The sequence below is a fragment of the Staphylococcus parequorum genome, from assembly GCF_039237145.1.
In the GTDB taxonomy this organism is placed as follows: Bacteria; Bacillota; Bacilli; order Staphylococcales; family Staphylococcaceae; genus Staphylococcus; species Staphylococcus equorum_A.
Map to the genome: position 1 here is coordinate 1,731,680 of NZ_CP150682.1, position 23,003 is coordinate 1,754,682.

Sequence of the window (23,003 nt, forward strand, 5' to 3'; positions counted from 1 at the left end):
ATATTAAATCAACTATTCATAATTTAAAATCATTTTAGACATAAAAATTAGCATGCTCCATGCAATGTGAACACGCTAACCTTAAACGTAGCCATTAGTAAATATAGTTAGTAATCACTATATTTAGACAAACGCTTATTATATATTATTAAGTATAAATCGCATACTTACTTTTATGGTACTAAACTTGCTTTTATTCAAACTTTAACGCATCTCCATCAAATGATTCTTCTTCAATTTTAATTGAATCAGTAGGACAACCATCTAACGCATCTTCCATATCCTCATATAATTCTTCCGGCACCTCTGCTGTACCTTTGTTGTCATCTAGTATCACATAAGCAATACCTTCATCATCATAGTCATATATATCAGGGGCAGCGGCACCACAAGCACCACATGCAATGCATGTATCCATATCAACAATTGTATATTTAGCCAATTTCTTCGCCTCCTTTGACAAAAATGCTACACTAATAGCACAATTATTATTGTAGTCACTGTTTTAAGATTTTTCAAATGTTTTCGTTTTATAGAATGAGGGAGTAAACATGTATAATATAATCCAATTTGCACAAACACATGCACACAATTACAAAACTGAAAAAAGTATATTTAATATTATCACAGGGAAAAAGTCACATCAAACCTTTTTTGATGCCTGTAGTCAACAACTCTTGTCATTATATCACAGCATGCCTAACTTGAAATATCAGTCGTTCGAGCGATATTTCAATCAATTTAATGCTCAAGATAATAGCTATCAAAATATCGCTAATCATCCGAGACATACGTTTGATAGTTTAACTAACACATTTAAAGCCATACAATTATTAACTCAGACCCTATCTAATACTAAACATAAGGTCTATCAATTCGTACCTATTACTCAACATAGTACTGTACACCAACAAGTTAAATTTGTATATAAAGAAATTATAAGCAATCAATTACAGGACCAATTCATTGCAGAACTTACGACATTATTCCAATCTATGTTGAATAAAAACAACACAATATATATTCACTATTACCTACAAGGTTTTGAAGAAAGTATGTATACACGACAACAAATTAGTTTAATAGAAGACATACCACAAGAACACTTATTTGAATTAGAATTTACAGATTTAGTCACATTAATGTACGAGATTGAGCACGAATCTAACTATCCACTGTTAAATAAACTGATTGTGCTACCATCATTATTAAATAAAACAGAGCAAACTTACGTAGGTTTACAAAATGGATTAAACTTCGAACAATTGGCTGCACAACAAAATGTTAAACCTAATACGATAGATGATCATATTTTAGAGCTATTTATAAAAGGCTACATATCGAATTATGAAGATTATTTAACACATTCAACTTATACTGATTTCATGACTTATTACATTTCACATCGTAGCGAGAGGCTACGCAATTATAAAGAAATATTTTCTGACCTCAGCTATTTTGAATTGAAATTGATTATCGTTGGAATTGAGAGAGGTGAAATCAATGTTACAACATGAGCTAAAAAAGTGGTTCGGGTTTGAGACTTTTAAACCTGGTCAACAAGAGATTATAGAAAGTGTATTGAACAATGAAGATACATTAGGTATTTTACCTACAGGAAGTGGTAAAAGTCTTTGTTATCAATTACCAACATACATACGTCAACAACCGACTCTCATCATTTCACCACTCATTTCTTTGATGGATGATCAAGTCATGCAACTCAAATTACATGGTGAACATCATGTCTGTTGTATTCATTCAGGCATGGATGAAAATGAGAGAAAAAGAAACATTGAATCACTAACAAAAAGTCGATTTATCTATTTAAGTCCAGAATTTATACTCCAACCGCAAAATTTCAAACTCATTAAAAATTTGAATATCGGCATGGTCGTATTAGATGAAGCACATTGCTTATCTGAATGGGGATATGATTTCAGACCACACTATGCACTTATAGGTAAAATTATCGCACGTTTTCCGACAGCAACCGTGCTTGCTCTGACTGCAACAGCACCGAATTATTTAACTTATGATTTAAATGATATGTTTAAAAAATCTTTTCATGTCATTAAAACGAGTATGAATAGAGACAATATTTCTTTAACACATAAAAATTTCGCAGACGATGAAGCTAAATTAAAATGGTTACTTCCAGCATTAGAAAATTCAGGACCTACAATTATATATGTTTCTTCCAAAAAAGTGTGCCTAACCTTAGCAAAAGAAATATATAACTATGGATTTTTAACAGGTATTTATCATGGAGATTTATCTTATCAAGAACGGCACACAGTTCAGCATCAATTTTTAAATAATGAAATACCTATCATCGTGGCAACTAGTGCATTTGGTATGGGCATTAATAAAAAAGATATACGTTCTATTTTTCATTACCATTTATCAACAAGTCCATCAAACTACATGCAAGAAATTGGTCGTGCTGGTCGTGATGGGGCTGACAGTCAAGCAATTAGTTTATTTCAACCTGACGATAGTTTTTTACTAGAAACACTATTATTTACGGATATGATGACCACTGAGGATGTAGATGCCTTTGAAGTAGGTGCCTTTGTAACTCCGGATAAATTTGAAATATTAGAAATATTAAATAGCTATTACTCATTTACTGAGTTGCGTACGATATTTGACAGGACCTATCAACGAAAACGCCAAGGTTATATACGTATGCTAGGATACAAAAACCTAGACCAATGTCGACGCACTTATATGATGGAATTCTTTGGTGAAACGTTAAGTAAAAGACCTGATCAATGCTGTGATAATGATTCTGATTTAAATGTAATTAATTTAATTAATAGAAAAAAAGTAAAAAGAAAAATGGATTTTAATGAAAAAATACAAAATTTGTTTAAATAATAGACAAATACTTTACTTCACTTTTTCAAACAAGCTATAATACTACATATATACTAGTTTAATAGTGATTTTTTGCATAAAAAGTTATACATATTTACTTATTTTTAGGGTATAACAGTATATACTTAAATTAAAACGAGGAAGGATGATGAATTTGTCTAACAACAATTTTAAAGATGATTTTGAAAAAAATCGTCAATCCATTGATCCAAAAGAACATCAAGACAATGCAAAGGATTCCGTTAACGGTTCAGTTGACAACGTAAAAGAGGAAGTTTCTGATAAGACAGACGAACAATTCCCTCCTAGAAACGCTCAAAGAAGACAGCGCAGACGTGACACAGCTACAAATCAAAATTCAGATAATCAGCCTGAACATGACAATGATGAAGTTCAAGGCGAAAATCAATCACCACAAGATAATAATAACTCAACAAAAGATCCTTCGAAGAATAATGATTTAAACCCTGGATCTACAAACAATCAAAATACAAAAGAAAACCAAAATGATTCCAATGAAAATATTGAATCACAAAAAGATAATGAATCTAATAAGAAAGGTGCTGCTGTAGCTGGTGGCACTGCTGCAACTGGTGCAGGTGCTTATGCTGCTGGAAAGCACAATGATAATAAAGATTCAGAAAATGACTTAAATGATAATGAACAAAATATCAACAACTCTGATAACGAACAAGCAGACAAATCAGATGATGCTTCGCATTCAGAAAATGATAATAATAGTTCTAAGAAAAAAGGTGCTGCTGTAGCTGGAGGCGCCGCTGCCGCAACTGGTGCAGGTGCTTATGCTGCTGGCAAGCATAGTGATAACAAAGATGAACATAAGCAAGATAACAACCAAGATAATAACAATAAAGCAACCGAGCAGAATAAAAATGAAAAAGATATAGAAGATCAAGATAAAAAAGAGCAAGATAAAGATAACTCTAAGAAAAAAGGCGCTGCTGTAGCTGGAGGTGCCGCTGCAACTGGTGCAGGTGCTTATGCTGCTGGCAAGCACAAAGGCAACAAAGACAATAAAGATAATCACAGCGAAAACGAAGCACAAGATAAAGATGAAAAGAACAAAGAAAAAAATGGTTCTAAGAAAAAAGGTGCTGCTGTAGCTGGTGGCGCTGCTGCTGCCGGAACAGGTGCTGCCGCAGCGGCACATTCTAAAGCTGGCGGCAATGGCAACGGCGGTAATGGTAATGGCGGCAATGGTAATAATGGTGATAACAATGATGACGATAATAAGAAAAAGAAAAAAGGCGGTTTATTAGGTAAATTATTACCAATATTAGCTGCGATATTAATATTAGCTGCAATTGCTATTTTCGGTGGCATGGCTTTAACTGGCGATGACGATGGTGACAAAAATAGCGATGACAAAAAAGTAGCTGATAATAAAGATAGTAAGTCTGATTCTGAAAAAGAAAAAGATGAAGATAAAAAATCAGAAGATGATAAAGCCAATAAAGATGAAGACAAAGATAACTCATCTGCAAACTCAGAAGACAGCAATAGCGGTTCAGATTCTGCCAATTCTGATAGCGAAAACACTGACCAAGCAAACAGTGATGCAAATTCTGATCAATCAAGTAACGATGCAAATTCTGATTCAGCTAGCAATGGTTCACAAGATGCAACAAATAATACGCAAGACAGTCAAGGTCAAAGCGACCAAAACAGTCAGAGCGGTCAAGATCAACAAAGTGATCAATCTAACGCTCAAAGCAATTCATCTTCAGATCAATCACAAGCAACTAACAACCAAGATAGCGAACAAGCAAATAGTAACTCTGGCCAACAATCACATGTAGTCAATGGTCAAAACCTATATAGAATTGCTATTCAATATTATGGTAGTGGTTCTCCTGAAAACGTTGAAAAAATCAGACAAGCAAATAATCTACAAGGAAATGAAATCCATAATGGACAACGCCTTGTTATTCCACAATAGTTCATCACCTTATAAGTAAAAACCAATTAAACGACCAAACTCCTTAAATTAGTGAGTTTTGTCGTTTTTTCATTAATTTTTTAAGTTTAATAAAGCGTCAATATCATTTGTGCAAAAATATTCGATTTCTATCATTTGGTTTTTTCTAAACTACTGGTATAATATATTGGTGGTATAAGGAGGACAAATAAACTATGCAAACAGTTGAAAGTATAATTATTGGTGGCGGTCCTTGCGGATTAAGTGCTGCTATTGAACAAAAGAAAAAAGGTATTGATACTTTAGTTATTGAAAAAGGAAATGTTGTAGATGCAATCTATAATTATCCTACACATCAAACTTTCTTTTCATCAAGTGATAAATTAAGTATTGGGGATATTCCATTTATTGTTGAAGAAAGCAAACCACATAGAAATCAAGCTCTAGTATATTACAGAGCAGTGGTTAAGCATCATCAATTGCGAGTTAATGCTTTCGAAGAAGTCCTCACAGTGAAAAAAATTAATAACCGTTTTACGATTACAACAACTAAAGATGTCTACCAATGTAGATTCCTTACTGTAGCAACTGGCTATTATGGTCATCATAATCATCTTGAAGTAGATGGAGCTGAGCTTCCGAAAGTAATGCATTATTTTAAAGAAGCACATCCTTACTTTGACCAAAATGTTGTAATTGTCGGAGGTAAAAACTCAGCTGTAGATGCAGCTTTAGAGTTAGAAAAAGCTGGGGCTAACGTAACAGTTATTTATCGTGGAGAAGATTATCCAAAGGCAATTAAACCATGGATTCTACCGAATTTCGAATCTCTAGTACGCCATGAAAAAATTAACATGGCATTTAACTCAAATGTTACTAAAATAACAGAAGATAGTGTATTTTATGAGCAAGGAAATCAAACAATTGAAATTCCTAATGATTATGTCTTCGCTATGATTGGTTATCATCCAGACTATGATTTCCTACAATCAATTGGTATAGATATCAATAGTAATGAGTTTGGTACTGCGCCAGTTTATAACAGAGAAACTTATGAAACAAATGTCGAAAACTGCTATATCGCTGGTGTCATTGCGGCAGGCAATGATGCAAATACAATTTTTATTGAAAACGGCAAATACCACGGCGGTATTATCACTCAAAGTATATTATCTAAAAAACAAACACCACTTGAATCATAATAATATAATAAACTAGGGTATGAGACAGAAATTTTTCTAATGAGATTTCGTCGTTCCATCCCGGCAAGGCTGACTATAAAATGGAATGCAAGCTTGATATAAGCATATTTTCAATTACGTCAGCCACTGCCAATATAAAAAACTGAGGCTGAGACATGTGATATGTCCCAGCCTCAGTTTTTTTAAATCATTATAACTGTGATTCGAAATATTTTTTTAACTGATTAGCATTTAATTGATTACTCAAACCTACTAAAAGTTTAAGTCTTGCTTTAGGTCCATTTAATCCGTTTGAAAAAACAACGCCTTTTTCAGCTAAGGTAGCACCGCCACCTTCATAGCCATAAATTGGGCCAACAATACCATTGAACGATCGTGAGACAAGTACAACAGGTATTGCTTTATCCAAACACTTATCTAGACCCTCTAAACATGTAGGTGGCAAATTGCCTTGGCCTAGGCCTTCGATAATGATGCCATCAACTTGATGCTTACTATAAAAGTTTAATACATCACTATTCATTCCCATATAAGCTTTTACTAAAGGAATATTTAAATCATGGTTAATATCATTTAAAACTAAATGTTCGTATGGTTTATGGTGAAATTGAACACTATTTTTTGTCACTACACCCAATGGGCCATGATTAGGACTCTGAAATGTATTTGTATTGGAGGTATGCGTTTTAGTCACATTTCGTGCAGTATGAATTTCATCATTAAATACGACCATAACACCCATATCTGCTGCATTATCACTTGAAGCCACTCTAATAGCCGAGATGAAATTATATAACCCATCTGAACCAATTTCGTTTGAAGAACGCATAGCACCCGTAATTGTTATCGGTTTTGAAACATTTATAGTAAGATCTAGTAAGTATGCTGTTTCTTCTAACGTATCTGTACCATGTGTAATAACAAACCCATCATAATTTTCATTCCTACTAGCATCCTCAATAATATGCTTTAATATTTCTACATATTTTATATTCATATGTGGGGATGGAACGTTAAATGGCGTAATTTCTGTTACATCAGCATATTGTTCAATAATGTCTTGATGGTTGGATATTGGATTGTCTGAATTTGTTACTACTTTATTAGTTTCATCTTGTGACATGCTAATCGTCCCACCAGTATGTATGAGAAGAAGTTTTTTCATATGGGCATTCCTCCTATTTATAACTTACATATTTATGATAAAATATTATACATAAAACAACAAGGAAGGTTTACTAAAATGAAATTAATTAATATCGCACTTGATGGACCTGCTGCTGCAGGGAAAAGTACAATAGCTAAACGCGTTGCTGCACAATTATCAATGATTTATGTAGATACTGGCGCAATGTATCGCGCTATAACTTATAAATATTTACAACAAAATAAGACTGAAGACTTCTCGCAATTGATAGATTCATCCGAATTATCATTGACGTATGATGAAGAAAAAGGTCAGAGAGTCATTTTAGATAACCATGATGTTACTGATTTTTTAAGAGAAAATGATGTGACAAACAATGTTTCCTTTGTAGCATCTAAAGAAGCTGTGCGCACTTTTGCAGTTAAAAAGCAACAAGAATTAGCAGCTCAAAAGGGTATTGTTATGGATGGTAGAGACATTGGAACAGTTGTATTGCCAGATGCAGATTTAAAAGTTTATATGATTGCCTCTGTTGAAGAACGCGCAATGCGTAGACAAAAAGATAATGAACAAAGAGGCATCGACTCTAATGTTGAACTATTAAAACAAGAAATTGCCGATCGAGATAATTATGACATGACACGTGAAATTTCACCTTTGAAAAAAGCGGATGATGCAATTACAGTAGATACTACAGGTAAAAGTATTGAAAAAGTAACTGAAGAAATTTTATCCTTAGTTACTCAAATCAAATAAAATATTAGTCTTTTTCTTAAATACAGCGTATTATAATGCCGTTTCTTTTTAAATTGTGTAAAAAGGTTATATAATAACAATTATAGGGTATATAAATAAGGTACATTTTTATATCAATTAGATCTGCATATATATAAATAAATGTAAATTTTAGGTAAACATTTCAAAGCTTTTGTTAGCTCGAAACCCTGATTTTACAACTTTTTAACAAATAGAATTTGAATTCCTATAATAAAGGGGAATTTCTTGACAATTCTGTCAGTTTATAAGATGTTATAATTATGTAGTGTAATAAGGAGGCAGACAAGATGACTGAAGAATTCAACGAATCAATGATCAAAGAGATTAAAGAAGGGGATACAGTTACTGGTGAGATTCAAGAAATTGATGAAAAACAAGTAATTGTAAACATTAATGGTGCTAAATTTAATGGTATCATCCCTATTAGTCAACTTTCTACGCATCATATAGACAATCCAAGTGATGCTGTCAAAGTTGGTGATGAAATTGGTGCATATGTTACAAAAGTAGAGTATGACGAAGAAAATGAGACAGGTGCTTATATACTTTCTAAACGTCAACTTGAAACAGAAAAATCATATGAATTTTTACAAGAACAATTAGACAACAATAAAACGATTGAAGCTAAAGTCACTGAAGTAGTAAAAGGTGGTTTAGTAGTCGATGTTGGCCAAAGAGGGTTTGTTCCGGCTTCATTAATTTCAACAGACTTCATTGAAGATTTCTCTGATTTCGAAGGACAAGTTCTTAAACTAAAAGTGGAAGAACTGGATCCTGCTAATAATCGTGTCATTCTTAGTCGTAAAGCTGTAGAGGCATTAGAAAATGCAGAGAAAAAAGATGATTTATTAAATTCACTTAATGAAGGCGATGTGATTGAAGGTAAAGTTGCACGCTTAACTAACTTTGGCGCTTTTGTAGATATTGGTGGCGTAGACGGACTTGTTCACGTTTCTGAATTATCTCATGAACACGTTAAATCTCCAGAAGACGTAGTATCTATTGGAGATACAGTTAATGTAAAAGTAAAATCAGTTGATAGAGATTCAGAACGTATCTCATTATCAATTAAAGATACTTTACCAAGTCCATTTGAATCAATAAAAGGTGAGTTTAACGAAGGTGATGTCATCGAAGGAACAGTTGTTAGACTAACTAACTTCGGTGCCTTTGTTGAAATTAAACCAGGCGTTCAAGGCTTAGTACACATTTCTGAAATAAGACATACTCACATCGGTTCACCAAGCGAAGTATTAGAGCCTGGGGAAGTCGTAAGTGTTAAAGTACTAGGTGTTGACGTAGAAAAAGAACGCATTTCATTATCTATTAAAGCAACATTAGAATCGGAAAATGTCGTTGAAAGTGATAGTGCCACTACGAAATCTTACTTAGAAAGTGGTTCTGACGATGATGATAATCCTACTTTAGGTGATGTTTTCGGAGATAAATTAAAAGACTTCAAGTTTTAACGTATAAATTTAACACCAATTTTAAATCTTGTCCTAACATCTATTTAGGACAAGATTTATTTTTATGTAATCTCTAAAAACAAATTTTTTAAAACTAACCTAATAATATTAGTACAGATTAAATATTTCTTTTGATTTGGTTACCCCTTATGATAGAATTATAGAGATTAAAAAAGAGAGGAAGTTAGTTATGACTAAACCTATAGTAGCAATTGTAGGCAGGCCCAATGTAGGCAAATCTACAATTTTCAATAGAGTCGTAGGTGAACGTGTATCTATAGTAGAAGATACACCCGGTGTGACTCGAGACAGAATTTATTCATCAGGCGAATGGTTAACACATGATTTTAACGTCATCGATACAGGTGGTATTGAAATTGGTGACGCACCATTCCAAACACAAATAAGAGCACAAGCAGAAATTGCAATTGATGAATCTGATGTCATTATTTTTATGGTCAACGTACGAGAGGGTTTAACACAAAGTGATCAAGTTGTTGCTCAAATGTTGTACAAATCAAAAAAACCTGTTGTTTTAGCAGTAAATAAAGTAGATAATCCAGAAATGAGAAATGAAATCTATGATTTCTATGCGCTTGGTTTTGGCGATCCTTATCCAATTTCTGGTTCGCATGGCTTAGGTCTAGGTGATCTTTTAGATGAGGTTGTCAAACACTTTAAAGAAGAAGAACCTGATCCATATGATGACGATACAATTCGCTTATCAATTATCGGACGTCCAAATGTTGGTAAATCTAGCTTAGTTAACGCAATACTAGGTGAAGAACGTGTTATCGTTTCTAACTTAGCAGGAACGACACGTGACGCCGTCGATACTCAATATACTTATGACGACCAAGACTATGTCTTAATTGATACAGCTGGTATGCGTAAAAAAGGGAAAGTATATGAAAATACAGAAAAATATTCTGTATTACGTGCCCTAAAAGCTATCGAACGTTCAAACGTTATTTTAGTTGTTATTGATGCTGACCAAGGCATCATCGAACAAGATAAACGCGTGGCAGGATATGCTCATGAAGAAGGCAAAGCTATTGTAATCGTAGTAAACAAATGGGATACAGTTGATAAAGAAACGAATACAATGAAAAAATTCAAAGATGAAGTTCGCAAAGAATTCCAATTCTTAGATTACGCTGAAGTTGCATTTGTTTCTGCAAAAGAAAGTCAAAGACTTAGAACGTTATTCCCATATATTACACAAGCTAGTGAAAACCATAAAAAACGCGTGAAGAGTTCAACTTTAAATGAAGTAATCACTGACGCTATTTCTATGAACCCAACTCCGACTGATAAAGGTCGTAGATTGAACGTATTCTATACTACGCAAGTAGCGATTGAACCACCAACCTTTATCGTATTTGTAAATGATGTAGAATTAATGCACTTTTCTTATAAACGTTATTTGGAAAATCAAATCAGAGCAGCATTCGGTTTTGAAGGTACACCTGTGCATATTATACCTAGAAAGAGAAATTAATTATCGGAGGAGATATTCATGTCTAAAGTAACAGTCTTTGGTACAGGAAGTTTCGGTACAGCTTTAGCAAATGTTTTAGCTGAAAATGGACACCAAGTATTGATGTGGGGTAAAAACGAACAAACAATCAATGAAATTAATGAACAACACATCAATAGTAAATATTTAAAAACAGCTAAGATCAATGATTCAATCAAAGCAACATTAGATATAAAAGCTGCTGTAAATTTTTCTAAAGTCTTTTTAATGGCATTGCCTACAAAAGCTATGAGATCAGTAGCAAGCGAAATTGATTCACTTTTATCAACTCCAAAAACATTTATACATGTAGCAAAAGGAATAGAAAACGATACTTATAAACGTGTTTCTGAAATGTTAGAGGATTCTATTTCAGCAGAATATAATGCAGGTATCGGTGTATTATCAGGTCCAAGTCATGCAGAAGAAGTTGTCATCAAACAACCAACGACAGTTGCTGCATCTTCTAAGTCACCTGAAGTAAGTAAATTAACACAAGACTTATTCATGAATGATTACTTACGCGTTTATACAAATGAGGATCTTGTAGGCGTTGAATTAGGTGGCGCGTTAAAAAATATCATCGCTGTAGCAAGTGGTGTAATCTCAGGCATGGGCTTCGGAGACAACGCTAAAGCTGCACTCATGACTAGAGGTTTAGCAGAAATTAGCCGATTAGGTGAAAAACTAGGTGCTGACCCTATTACTTTCTTAGGTTTAGGTGGCATTGGTGACTTAATCGTTACATGTACATCTACGCATTCTAGAAACTACACATTAGGCTTTAAATTGGGTGAAGGAAAATCATTAGACACAGCGTTAGATGAGATGGATATGGTTGTCGAAGGTGTATATACCACAAAATCAGTTTATCATTTAGCAAAATCGCAAAATGTTGACATGCCAATAACTAACGCACTTTATAGTGTTTTATTTGAAAACAGACCTGTAGATGAGAGTGTTAAAGACCTTATGGGACGTGGAAAAAAATCTGAATAAAGAAGCATTATTACACTTTTTAACAAATATATAGCAATTTGTTGTTAAAATCCTATTATTTCAACGTTTTCTGCGCATAAATCATTGCAGTTGCAGTATTCGTTGTGTTAAAGTCATACCATAATGATATTAAGTATCATTATAAACCCTAGGGGAGGTGAATTCATAATGAACAAGACAGATTTAATCAATGCTGTTGCAGAACAAGCTGATTTAACTAAAAAAGAGGCTGGTTTAGCTGTAGATGCAGTATTCGAATCAATTCAATCATCACTTTCTAAAGGTGAAAAAGTACAATTAATTGGATTCGGTAACTTCGAAGTACGCGAACGTGCTGCTCGTAAAGGCCGTAACCCACAAACAGGTAAAGAAATTGATATCCCTGCAAGCAAAGTTCCAGCATTCAAAGCTGGTAAAGCATTAAAAGACGCAGTTAAATAATTCTTTACTAAAACTAAAGCCCTTTTATAAGGGGCTTTTTCTTTTTTTATACACTTTTAATCTAAGAACGTTAAACAATTTGCATTTATTTATACTTAATATGATATCATTCGATATAATGATGATATAAATTAAATATTGTAATTGTCATAGCGCTTAATATAAATTAAATTATACATACATAAATCAGAAAAATTAAACGTTTCATTACACTGAAAATGTATTTGTACAAATACATCATACATAAATATTTACCGCTTTAACTATCGTTGATTTTATTTTTCTCTATATAATGTTAATATGTATATGGATAATAACGTGAGGTGTGAACATGGAAACGACATTAAGCATATTAGAAAAACAAATTGTACATCGACTTAAAGGTATACATTATTATGAATCTATAGCTATTGATGAAAACTTAGCGCAAATTCTCGATTCATATGATATTCCTGAAGAAGCTAGATTAGCTTGCCTCACAATAGATACTGCGATGCGTCATTTAGACGAAGTTTCTACAACGTTATCGTCTAAAAAGTCTATTTTAATTGGTGACTTATTGAGCGCACATTTTTATACATTATTAGCAAAGTTAAACGCTCCAACTTATCAAAAAGAAATAAGTGCAGCAATCGTTGAAGTGAATGAAATGAAGTCATCCATACATCACGATGCACTTACTAAAGAGCACATCAGTCAATATATATTAAAAGTTGAAAACCTATTTCCACGTATTACAATTCAACATTTTGCTCCTGATGCCAATCTTGAATCAATCAATGATAAATTATTAGCGAACTTAGCTGAAAAGCATCCTTCTTATTTAAGTAAATTTTCTAAAGATGAATTAATAACATTTTTAGGTGAAATAAAGTCTGAAATACATTCAAAAAAGAGGTAATTAAATATGGCAGATAATAAAGCAAAAAAAGAACAAGTACATGACGTTTTTCAAAATATTTCTGGCAAGTACGATCGCCTAAATAATATTATTAGCTTTGAGCAACATAAGACTTGGAGAAAACGTGTTATGAAAGAAATGAACGTTAAACCTGGTAGTAAAGCTTTAGACGTATGTTGTGGTACTGCTGATTGGTCTATTTCACTCAGTAAGGCTGTAGGACCTACAGGTGAAGTCATTGGTGTAGATTTCAGTGAAAACATGCTCGAAGTCGGCAAAGGTAAAACACAAGATATGCATAATATACAACTTGTACATGGTGATGCAATGAATCTACCATTTGAAGACAATGAATTTGATTATGTAACTATTGGGTTTGGTTTACGTAATGTACCTGATTATCTAGCTACACTTAAAGAATTATACAGAGTGCTTAAACCAGGTGGTATGGTCGTCTGTTTAGAAACTAGCCAACCTACAACACCAATATTCAAACAAGGTTATAAACTTTATTTTAAATTTATAATGCCTATTTTCGGTAAAGTTTTTGCAAAATCTAAAGATGAGTATGAATGGTTGCAACAATCTACTTTTGATTTTCCAGATAAAGAAAAATTAAAACGTCTGTTTGGTCAAGCAGGTTTCAGTAACATAAAAATACGTAGCTTTACAGGTGGCGTTGCAGCGATGCACCTTGGCTATAAATAAAAATGAATCAACCAAAGGTGATTAACGTGTCAAAGTTAAACATGAATAGTGAAATAAAGAAAATCGAAAAGCGATTAGAACAATCTCTTATAAGCAATGATAAAGTACTAGAAGATGCTTCTTATCATTTGTTTTCTTCAGGTGGTAAACGCGTTAGACCTGCCTTTGTAATTTTAAGTAGCCAATTTGGTAAAGAAATGAATGAGGATGTTTATCGTGTAGCTGTTGCGCTTGAATTAATCCATATGGCAACTTTAGTTCACGATGACGTCGTAGATAAGAGTGATAAACGTCGAGGAAGCTTAACTATAGCTAAAAAATGGGATCAAAATACTGCTATTCTTGCCGGTAATTTTTTACTTGCATCAGCACTTGAACATATTTCAAACATTGAAGATAACCGTATTCATTCGGTGATTTCAAATGCAATCGTTGAAGTATGTATGGGGGAGCTATTTCAATTCCAAGACCAATTTAATGGTTATCAAACAATCACGAGTTATTTGCGTAGAATTAATCGCAAAACAGCATTACTAATACAATTATCTACTGAAGTAGGTGCGATTGCTTCTGGTGCCGATCTGAAAACAGTTCACAACTTAAAAATGATTGGCCATTATATTGGCATGAGTTTTCAAATTGTGGATGACATCCTGGATTTTACAAGTACAGAAAAAAAATTAGGAAAACCAGTTGGTAGTGATTTGATGAATGGTCATATCACTTTACCCGTATTATTAGAAATGAGAAAGCACCCAGAATTCAAAGCGCAGATACAACAACTTACTCCAGACTCAGATCAAGAAACGTTTGACTACTGTATTCAACGTATTCAATCATCTGATGTTATACAACAATCACAAGTAATTAGTGATAAATATTTAGATAAAGCCTTAAACCTACTTGATCAATTGGAAAGCGAAGCTGCTAAGCCCTTGTTTAAGAAATTAATTAAAAAAGTTGGAAAAAGAAATTTATAAGTTACATGAAAAGCATTGAAAGCGCTTTAATTACCTGTTAATATATTAATGTATCTCAAAACATAATATTTTATTGATACATAGTCATGTACATTATTACTGTACAATTGATACATAACAAACAGGGGGATTCACACATTATGGAAAGAACATTTCTAATGATTAAACCAGACGCGGTACAACGCAATTTGGTAGGAGAAATCATTTCTCGTATTGAACGAAAAGGACTAAAACTTGTAGGCGGTAAATTTATGACTGTACCACAGTCACTTGCAGAAGAACATTATGCAGAACACACAGATAAACCGTTCTATAACAAATTGATTGACTTCATCACTTCTGCACCAGTATTCGCTATGGTAGTTGAAGGTGAAGATGCCGTAAATATTTCGCGTCATATTATAGGTAAAACTAATCCGTCTGAAGCTACACCAGGCACAATTAGAGGAGACTTAGGTTTAACTGTAGGTAGAAACATTATTCATGGTTCAGACTCAGTAGACTCAGCTAAAAAAGAAATTAACCTTTGGTTTAAAGCTGAAGAATTAAGTGATTATACTGGATCACGTGAAGCATGGTTATACGAATAATATTAACTTCAATAAATAATAGGCTTCATAATGATGAATTTTTAAAATATAAAAAGCTAACTGAAATTTAATTAATTCAGTTAGCTTTTTATATTTTACGTCTACCATTTAGTGAAACACTAAAGTGAGTATAGAGTATAAAATAGCCTTCTGATATCTAAATAACCTTATAGATGGAGAGAACGAAATCAAATTTTAACCTTTACTTTCTTTTCCACCCTAAGTAATAAATAATATTGGAAAATGATAATGTTTCTATATAAAATCTAAAGTTCTTACTATAAAAAATATTCAAATGTTACACTTAAAACATGGAAGTTTTCATAAGATTCAATATTTGTAAATTTTTCTGTTAATTTGAACAATTGAATGTGATAAGATATAGAGAATATTATAATTTAAAGTACTAAAGGAACGGAGTGGGAAAAGTATGAGATATTTAACTTCTGGTGAATCACATGGACCACAGTTAACTGTAATTATTGAAGGTGTACCAGCAAATCTAGAAATCAACGTAGCAGATATTAATGAAGAAATGTTTAAACGACAAGGTGGCTACGGAAGAGGTCGTCGCATGCAAATTGAAAAGGATGCAGTTGAAATTGTTTCAGGAGTGCGTAATGGATATACTTTAGGTAGTCCAATTACATTGATTGTTACAAATGATGACTTCACACATTGGAAGAAAATTATGGGCGCTGATCCAATTAGTGAAGAAGATCAAGACAATATGAAACGTGTAATTACCAAACCACGTCCTGGCCACGCTGATTTAATTGGTGGTATGAAATACAATCATAGAGACTTAAGAAACGTGTTAGAACGTTCTTCAGCAAGAGAAACTGCTGCACGTGTTGCAGTTGGTGCAGTTTCTAAAATTTTGTTAAAACAATTAGATATTAATTTTTATAGTAGAGTGGTTGAAATTGGTGGCATCAAAGATGATATTGAATATGATCTTGAAACAATTAAAGCTAATATCGATAAAAATGATGTTCGCGTTGTAAATGATGAGATAGCTCAAGAAATTCGCGATAAAATTGACTCAGCTAAAAAAGCAGGTGATACAATCGGCGGTGTAGTCCAAACAATTGTTGAAGGCTTACCAGTAGGTATTGGTAGCTATGTACATTACGATCGTAAACTTGACGGTAGAATTGCTCAAGGCGTTGTAAGTATTAATGCATTTAAAGGTGTAAGCTTTGGTGAAGGTTTTAAAGCAGCTGAGAAACCAGGCAGTGAAATTCAAGATGAAATCTTGTATGATACTTCGAATGGTTACTACAGAGGTTCCAATCACTTAGGTGGCTTTGAAGGTGGTATGTCTAATGGTATGCCTATTGTGGTTAATGGTGTAATGAAACCCATCCCAACACTTTACAAGCCACTAAACTCCGTTGATATTAATACAAAAGAATCATTTAAAGCTTCTATTGAGCGTTCCGACAGTTGTGCTGTACCTGCAGCAAGTGTTGTAGTTGAGAATGTCGTAGCATTTGAAATTGCAAAAGCATTACTTGAAGAATTCCAAAGTAATCATATAGAGCAATTAAAATCACAAATAGACGAACGTCGTTTATTAAATATAGAATACTAAGTAGCAATTTAAAATTTATGAAGTAACTAGGTGAGCATATGAAATTAGAAACTACTTATACATCCAATAACTATCCAATTATTGTAGAACACCATGCATTAGATCAATTACATCAATATATTAATGATTATAAAGATGTTGTGTTGGTAGTTGATGAAACGGTAAATAATAATTGGAATGAAACGATAGATTTTATCACTTCTGAATATGGCGCACATAAACTTATCATCCCTTCTGGTGAAGCGACCAAATCGTTAGCCTTTTATGAAGAAACGATTGAAGTATTACTCAGTAAACAATTGACGCGTGACACTTGTTTAATCGCAGTTGGCGGTGGCGCTACCGGCGATTTCACAGGATTCCTTGCTGCAACCTTATTAAGAGGCGTAGATTTTATTCAAGTACCAACGACAATTCTTGCACATGATTCAAGTGTAGGAGGCAAGGTAGGTATTAATTCTAAACATGGTAAGAATTTAATAGGTGCCTTTTATAGACCTAATGCTGTCATTTATGATTTGAACTTTCTAACAACTTTACCTTATGGAGAAATTTTAAGTGGGTATGCAGAAGTTTATAAACACGCCTTATTGAGTGACATGGAAGCTGTGCAAAATATTGAAACACAATACCCTGATCAGCCAGCACTCGCTTCGTTAAATGAAATTGAATATTATTTATTTAAAGGTATCCAAACGAAATTAAATATTATCGTCAAAGATGAAAAAGAATCCAATGTCCGTAAATTTTTAAATTTAGGTCACACATTTGGACATGCAGTTGAATACAATTTTAAAATTCCTCATGGCCATGCAGTGATGATAGGCATTATTTATCAATTTATTGTTGCTAATAAAGTCTTAAATAGAGATTTTGATATATCTCATTATATTAATTATTTAGTTTCATTAAATTATCCATTAGATATCATTAATGAATTTGAGTTTGAAGCCTTATATCAGCTCATGTTAAAAGATAAGAAAAATGATCAACAAGGCGTCCAAATGGTATTATTGGATGGCATTGGCAATCCTGTGGTAAAACACATAGATAAGCCAACACTTCTACATGCATTCACAGATTTCCTAACATATTTTAAAAAGTAGGTGGATTTTTTGACAAACAGTAAAACAATTGACATTAACGGACCATTGATTGGTGAAATAGAAGTGCCAGGAGATAAATCAATGACACATAGAGCCATTATGTTAGGTTCTCTTGCATCTGGCTCCTCTACAATATATAAACCGCTTCTTGGTGAAGATTGTCTGAATACAGTGGAAATTTTCCAGCAATTAGGTGTTGAAATTACTGTTGGCGAAGATAAAATAGAAATTAATTCGCCTGGTTATAAACACTTCAAAACGCCTCATCAAGTACTGTATACAGGTAATTCTGGTACAACGACACGTTTGGTCGCTGGTCTGTTAAGTGGTTTAGGTATTGAAACTGTTATATCAGGTGATGAATCTATTGGTAAAAGACCGATGGACAGAATTATGAAACCTTTAAGCTTAATGAACGCTAATATAACAGGCGTGGATAATAATTACACACCGCTAATCATTAAACCAGCACAAATTAATGGCATGTCTTATCAGATGGAAGTTGCGAGTGCACAAGTAAAAAGTGCAATTTTATTCGCAAGTTTGTTTGCAGAAGAGGCGACAACTGTTAAAGAACTAGGCACAACACGTAATCATACAGAAACGATGTTCCAACATTTCCATATTCCTGTTACTACTGATAGGAAAACGATAGAAATGCCAAAACGAGGGATCGAACACATTCACCCCGTAGATTTCCATGTGCCAGGCGATATTTCTTCAGCAGCATATTTTATAGTGGCGGGCTTGATAACAAAAGACAGTGATATTACAATTCACAATGTTGGCGTAAACCCAACACGTTCAGGTATTATAGATATCGTGAAACAAATGGAAGGGAACATTACGCTATTCAACCAAACAGATGGTCCAGAACCAACTGCTTCAATTCGCATACAATATTCTCCTGATATGAAGCCAATCCAAATTAATGGCGATTTAGTACCAAGAGCAATTGACGAAATCCCAATTGTAGCATTACTATGTTCACAAGCTGAAGGTACAAGTATTGTAAAAGATGCAGAAGAATTGAAAGTTAAAGAAACAAATCGTATTGATACAACTGCGAATATGCTAAATTTATTAGGATTTATGTTACAACCAACAAGTGATGGTATGGTTATTCATCCTTCTACTTTAAAGCAAACAGCAACAGTCGATAGTTTTACTGATCATCGTATAGGTATGATGCTTGCAATTGCATCATTATTAACAGATGAATCGTTAACTATTAATCAATTCGATGCTGTAAATGTTTCTTTCCCAGGTTTCTTAACGAAGTTAAAACAATTAGAAAAAGAGGGATAAAAGTATGGAAGATATCTATAAACTCATAGACGATATCAACTTACAAAAATTAGATAACTTAGACACTCGTGTGAATGAAGCATTAAGTTCTCCAAAGGACGATGCACTTTTTATACTTGGTGAAACGTTATATAATTACGGTTTAATGCCTCAAGGGCTTGAAGTATTCCGTACGTTATACCATAAATATCCTGATGAAAGTGAATTGCTTATTTACTTCATCGAAGGTTTAATGGCTGAGAATCAAACTGATGAAGCTTTAGAATATTTAAACCAAGTTGAGTTATCAACTGAACGTTTAATGTTAGAAGCTGATTTATATCAACAATTAAATATGTTAGAAGTTGCGATAGATAAATTGGTTGACGCCATAGATATAGAACCAAATGATCCAATCATACACTATGCACTTGCTGAATTATTGTATTTTGACGGACAATACCTACGTGCAGTTTCTGAATACGAAACTGTGCTTGAAACAGGCGAATATCAAGTGAATGGCACAAATTTATTTTCTCGCTTAGCAGACTGTAGTTTGCAAAGTGGAAACTACAGTGATGCGATTAAAATGTTCGATGAAATTAATGAAGAAGAAATGGTATCTGAAGATTACTTTAAAAAAGCGATTGCTTATGAAAAAAATGAGCTCTCTCAAGAAGCGATTAATTTAGTTCAAACACTATTATCTAAAGATCCAGACTTCTTACAAGGCTATTTTTATCTGCAACAACTTTATGAAAATGAACATAACCATGCAGAAGCCATTGAAATTGGTAAAGAAGGCTTGAGATTAAGTCAATTTTATAAAGAGTTGATGGTATCAACAGGCAGTATAGCAATTGAACATGGCGATGCTAATGAAGGTGTACAATTATTACTGCAAGCCTTAGAAGTTGATAATGCTTATCAAGAACCACTTTTAATCCTAAGTGATTTATATAGACAGGAAGAAGACTACGAGGCACTTATAGCATTATTGAAATATGTTGACGAAGAAGATTTAGATCCCGTCTTTATGTGGCATTTAGCATTTGCATTAGGACAAGAGGAACGTGACAAAGAAGCACAACATTTCTTTGAATTAGCATATCCAACATTGCACACGCAATCTGCGTTTCTAAGTGATTATTATTTCTATCTAGTTGAAATCGGACAAATTGAACAAGCAAAAGCAATGCTAAATCAATTACTTGAATTAGATCCAAGCAATGAAACATGGCATGATGAAGCAGAAAGATTATTATCTTTCTAGTCAAGGAAGGTGATTAAGATGAGCAATACCCTACAACAAGTGAAAGCTAATTTCATTGAATATCTGCTTTTTCAATATCAGTTTAAATCTAGGATTAGTGTGTGGGTATTAAACTTAATTAAGTCTTCACCTGAGTTATTGCAACAAATCCATTTTGTGGATGAACTCATTTCCGAACATCATATATTGGAAATTGCTATGGAAGATACTGATCAACAAGGTATTAGGTTTACACTTAAAAATCAACAGTTGATTAATAGTGACGAAATCTTCAATTATGTAGCAAACGATGCTGTGTCTTTTGATATCAAACTGCATTTTAGTAAAACACTATCAAGAGAATCTCGTTTAGATGAATTATTATTAATGCAATTGTTACATTCACCATACTATGCTATGTATATGCAAGACATCTATAGTATCCCACTATCAAAACAAAGCGAGTCCTCTATAATCACACATTTACAAGATAATATTGATTTAAGTTTACAATTGCATGATAAAGCACTGTTTTATCAATTAACTCAAATCCTTAATACTTTTGAGTTAAGAAATGTAAATAAAACAATGAAGGATTGACCTTATGAATATAAAATATTTATGGCATTTACTCATTTATAATAAAGGTGTACTTTACTTTCTGCTTATTTGTAATTTATTAGGCACGATATATGGTTATATATGGTATGGCAGTCAACTGAGCGTGTCCAGTTGGCAGTTCGTACCGTTTGTGCCAGATAGTCCAACAGCTTCATTATTTTTATGTATTGCACTCATTGGACTCATCGCAGGTAAGAACTTACCAATTATAGAAGCTTTGGCTTTTGTATCGTTGATAAAATACGGTGTATGGGCTGTTATTATGAACATTATTATGTTTATCCAATATGACTCGGTTACAATCATTGGCTGTATGCTTATCCTTTCTCACGGTATAATGGCTATAGAGGCATTTTTCTTTTATCCAAGGTTTAAAATCACTATACCTGCTTTTACTATTGCTGTGATATGGGTATTCCATAATGACATTATTGATTATGTATTTATGCAATATCCTTACTATGATTTTATTGCTAGCCATATTGAAGGTGTTGCTTATCTCGCGTTTTGGTTAAGTGTCATACCTTTAGTGCTATATTTAAATTTAACTCGATTTAAAAAGGATAAAATATTTGACCATCATTAACGTTCACAGTAAAATGTTTATAAAGGAGTGAGGATTTTTGTCTTTTATCTATATGATTATATACTTTGTTATTCTAATGGTATTGCCTTTATGGGCGCAACACAAAGTTAAGTCTAATTATGAAAAGTATTCACAAGTAAGATCGACAAGTGGTAAGACTGGTCAAGAAGTTGCTATAGAAATACTTCATGCAAATGGCATTTATGATGTAGATGTCGTCGAAGGAAAAGGGTTCTTAACAGATCATTATGATCCTAAAAAGAAAGTCCTTGTGTTATCACCAGCTAACTTCAGTAGACCTTCAGTTGCTGGTACAGCAATCGCAGCTCACGAAGTTGGACATGCGATACAACACGCAGAAGGTTATTTCTTCTTAAGATTCAGAACATCTTTAGTACCACTGGCTAACGTAGGTAGTTCAATTGGTTACTTAGCAGTATTTGCGGGTATTATTTTAACTACTATGCAAAGCACTTTAGGTTCTACAGCATTATGGATTGGTATTGCGTTCATGTCTCTTGCAGTATTATTCTCAATCGTTACACTACCAGTTGAATTTAACGCAAGTAGTAGAGCGATGAAACAAATAAAAAGCTTAGACATTGTTAATGAAAAAGAACACCGCCATGCTAAAAAAGTACTTACAGCAGCAGCAATGACTTACGTTGCATCAACTGCAGTTGCATTAGCAGAACTTGCAAGATTTATTCTTATTGCTAGATCAAGTGAATAATAATATAAATGAGGTTGAGACATAATTACATGTCTCAACCTCATTTTTTATAGTCACCTTTGCCGAAGTGAGACGGTGAAATCTTATTACAAAAATTAGATTTATGTCTCGCTCCCATTTTTTATTTAAAAGACATTCCGCTCATTACAAAGTTAAATCTCACATTAAAAACACATCAAAGCAAAAACATTAATTTACCTATTTTAAAAAAAGAAGCATGCACTACTTAATTACGTGTAATAATGAAATAAACAAATTAAAAAGAT

General features: G+C 33.2%; 22 protein-coding genes. 20 read left to right on the forward strand and 2 right to left on the reverse strand.

What is annotated here, in order from left to right; translation table 11 throughout:
- Positions 1–193: 193 nt before the first annotated feature.
- A complete protein-coding gene (locus tag AAA453_RS08415; protein ID WP_002507556.1) occupies positions 194–442 on the reverse strand; it encodes a ferredoxin in 249 nt (82 codons plus the stop codon).
- Between the two features lie 109 nt (positions 443–551).
- Here AAA453_RS08415 and AAA453_RS08420 point away from each other — a divergent pair, with 109 nt between their 5' ends.
- From AAA453_RS08420 to ypdA, 4 genes are all read left to right on the forward strand, one after another.
- Complete coding sequence (locus AAA453_RS08420) at positions 552–1,517, forward strand: helix-turn-helix domain-containing protein (RefSeq protein ID WP_046465381.1); 966 nt, start codon at positions 552–554, stop codon at positions 1,515–1,517.
- Positions 1,504–2,883: a RecQ family ATP-dependent DNA helicase gene (locus AAA453_RS08425; RefSeq protein WP_427704403.1), complete on the forward strand. Its 1,380-nt coding sequence runs from the start codon at positions 1,504–1,506 to the stop codon at positions 2,881–2,883. Before AAA453_RS08420 ends, AAA453_RS08425 begins: the two co-directional genes overlap by 14 nt.
- Before the next feature lie 148 nt (positions 2,884–3,031).
- Positions 3,032–4,843 (forward strand): elastin-binding protein EbpS, encoded by a 1,812-nt coding sequence (ebpS, locus tag AAA453_RS08430; RefSeq protein WP_427704404.1) that lies wholly within the window; start codon positions 3,032–3,034, stop codon positions 4,841–4,843.
- Positions 4,844–5,037: 194 nt separating this feature from the next.
- Positions 5,038–6,024 (forward strand): bacillithiol disulfide reductase YpdA, encoded by a 987-nt coding sequence (gene ypdA, locus AAA453_RS08435; RefSeq protein ID WP_002507560.1) that lies wholly within the window; start codon positions 5,038–5,040, stop codon positions 6,022–6,024.
- Between the two features lie 190 nt (positions 6,025–6,214).
- Here ypdA and AAA453_RS08440 read toward each other — a convergent pair whose 3' ends face one another.
- Entirely contained in the window at positions 6,215–7,189 is a 975-nt protein-coding gene (locus AAA453_RS08440) for an asparaginase (protein WP_427704405.1), read from the reverse strand.
- A gap of 78 nt (positions 7,190–7,267) precedes the next feature.
- Between AAA453_RS08440 and cmk the strand changes: the two genes are divergently transcribed.
- The 16 genes from cmk to AAA453_RS08520 all read left to right on the forward strand — a co-directional run bounded on the left by cmk (position 7,268) and on the right by AAA453_RS08520 (position 22,737).
- Positions 7,268–7,927, forward strand: a complete 660-nt coding sequence (gene cmk, locus AAA453_RS08445) for a (d)CMP kinase (RefSeq protein ID WP_427704406.1) — start codon at positions 7,268–7,270, stop codon at positions 7,925–7,927.
- A gap of 308 nt (positions 7,928–8,235) precedes the next feature.
- On the forward strand, positions 8,236–9,417 hold the full coding sequence (rpsA, locus tag AAA453_RS08450; RefSeq protein ID WP_285323197.1) for a 30S ribosomal protein S1: 1,182 nt from the start codon (positions 8,236–8,238) through the stop codon (positions 9,415–9,417).
- 190 nt (positions 9,418–9,607) lie between these two features.
- Positions 9,608–10,918 (forward strand): ribosome biogenesis GTPase Der, encoded by a 1,311-nt coding sequence (gene der, locus AAA453_RS08455; RefSeq protein ID WP_427704408.1) that lies wholly within the window; start codon positions 9,608–9,610, stop codon positions 10,916–10,918.
- An 18-nt stretch (positions 10,919–10,936) separates the two neighbouring features.
- A complete protein-coding gene (locus AAA453_RS08460; RefSeq protein ID WP_427704410.1) occupies positions 10,937–11,935 on the forward strand; it encodes an NAD(P)H-dependent glycerol-3-phosphate dehydrogenase in 999 nt (332 codons plus the stop codon).
- 168 nt (positions 11,936–12,103) lie between these two features.
- Positions 12,104–12,376, forward strand: a complete 273-nt coding sequence (locus AAA453_RS08465; protein WP_002483248.1) for an HU family DNA-binding protein — start codon at positions 12,104–12,106, stop codon at positions 12,374–12,376.
- Positions 12,377–12,707: 331 nt separating this feature from the next.
- Entirely contained in the window at positions 12,708–13,277 is a 570-nt protein-coding gene (locus AAA453_RS08470; RefSeq protein WP_285323195.1) for a heptaprenyl pyrophosphate synthase subunit A, read from the forward strand.
- A gap of 6 nt (positions 13,278–13,283) precedes the next feature.
- Positions 13,284–13,985: a demethylmenaquinone methyltransferase gene (locus tag AAA453_RS08475; protein ID WP_427704411.1), complete on the forward strand. Its 702-nt coding sequence runs from the start codon at positions 13,284–13,286 to the stop codon at positions 13,983–13,985.
- Between the two features lie 26 nt (positions 13,986–14,011).
- Complete coding sequence (locus AAA453_RS08480) at positions 14,012–14,965, forward strand: polyprenyl synthetase family protein (protein WP_285323193.1); 954 nt, start codon at positions 14,012–14,014, stop codon at positions 14,963–14,965.
- Positions 14,966–15,105: 140 nt separating this feature from the next.
- Entirely contained in the window at positions 15,106–15,555 is a 450-nt protein-coding gene (gene ndk, locus AAA453_RS08485) for a nucleoside-diphosphate kinase (protein WP_069815587.1), read from the forward strand.
- A gap of 430 nt (positions 15,556–15,985) precedes the next feature.
- On the forward strand, positions 15,986–17,152 hold the full coding sequence (gene aroC, locus AAA453_RS08490) for a chorismate synthase (RefSeq protein WP_046465370.1): 1,167 nt from the start codon (positions 15,986–15,988) through the stop codon (positions 17,150–17,152).
- A gap of 38 nt (positions 17,153–17,190) precedes the next feature.
- Entirely contained in the window at positions 17,191–18,258 is a 1,068-nt protein-coding gene (aroB, locus tag AAA453_RS08495) for a 3-dehydroquinate synthase (RefSeq protein ID WP_427704412.1), read from the forward strand.
- A 9-nt stretch (positions 18,259–18,267) separates the two neighbouring features.
- Positions 18,268–19,566: a 3-phosphoshikimate 1-carboxyvinyltransferase gene (gene aroA, locus AAA453_RS08500; protein WP_427704414.1), complete on the forward strand. Its 1,299-nt coding sequence runs from the start codon at positions 18,268–18,270 to the stop codon at positions 19,564–19,566.
- Positions 19,567–19,570: 4 nt separating this feature from the next.
- A complete protein-coding gene (locus AAA453_RS08505) occupies positions 19,571–20,818 on the forward strand; it encodes a tetratricopeptide repeat protein (RefSeq protein ID WP_046465367.1) in 1,248 nt (415 codons plus the stop codon).
- An 18-nt stretch (positions 20,819–20,836) separates the two neighbouring features.
- Positions 20,837–21,397 carry a YpiB family protein gene (locus AAA453_RS08510; RefSeq protein ID WP_427704415.1) on the forward strand — a complete coding sequence of 187 codons (561 nt, stop codon included), beginning with the start codon at positions 20,837–20,839 and terminating at the stop codon, positions 21,395–21,397.
- A gap of 4 nt (positions 21,398–21,401) precedes the next feature.
- Positions 21,402–22,004 carry a DUF1405 domain-containing protein gene (locus AAA453_RS08515; protein ID WP_046465365.1) on the forward strand — a complete coding sequence of 201 codons (603 nt, stop codon included), beginning with the start codon at positions 21,402–21,404 and terminating at the stop codon, positions 22,002–22,004.
- Positions 22,005–22,041: 37 nt separating this feature from the next.
- Positions 22,042–22,737: a zinc metallopeptidase gene (locus AAA453_RS08520; protein WP_046465364.1), complete on the forward strand. Its 696-nt coding sequence runs from the start codon at positions 22,042–22,044 to the stop codon at positions 22,735–22,737.
- The last annotated feature ends 266 nt before the right edge of the window (positions 22,738–23,003 follow it).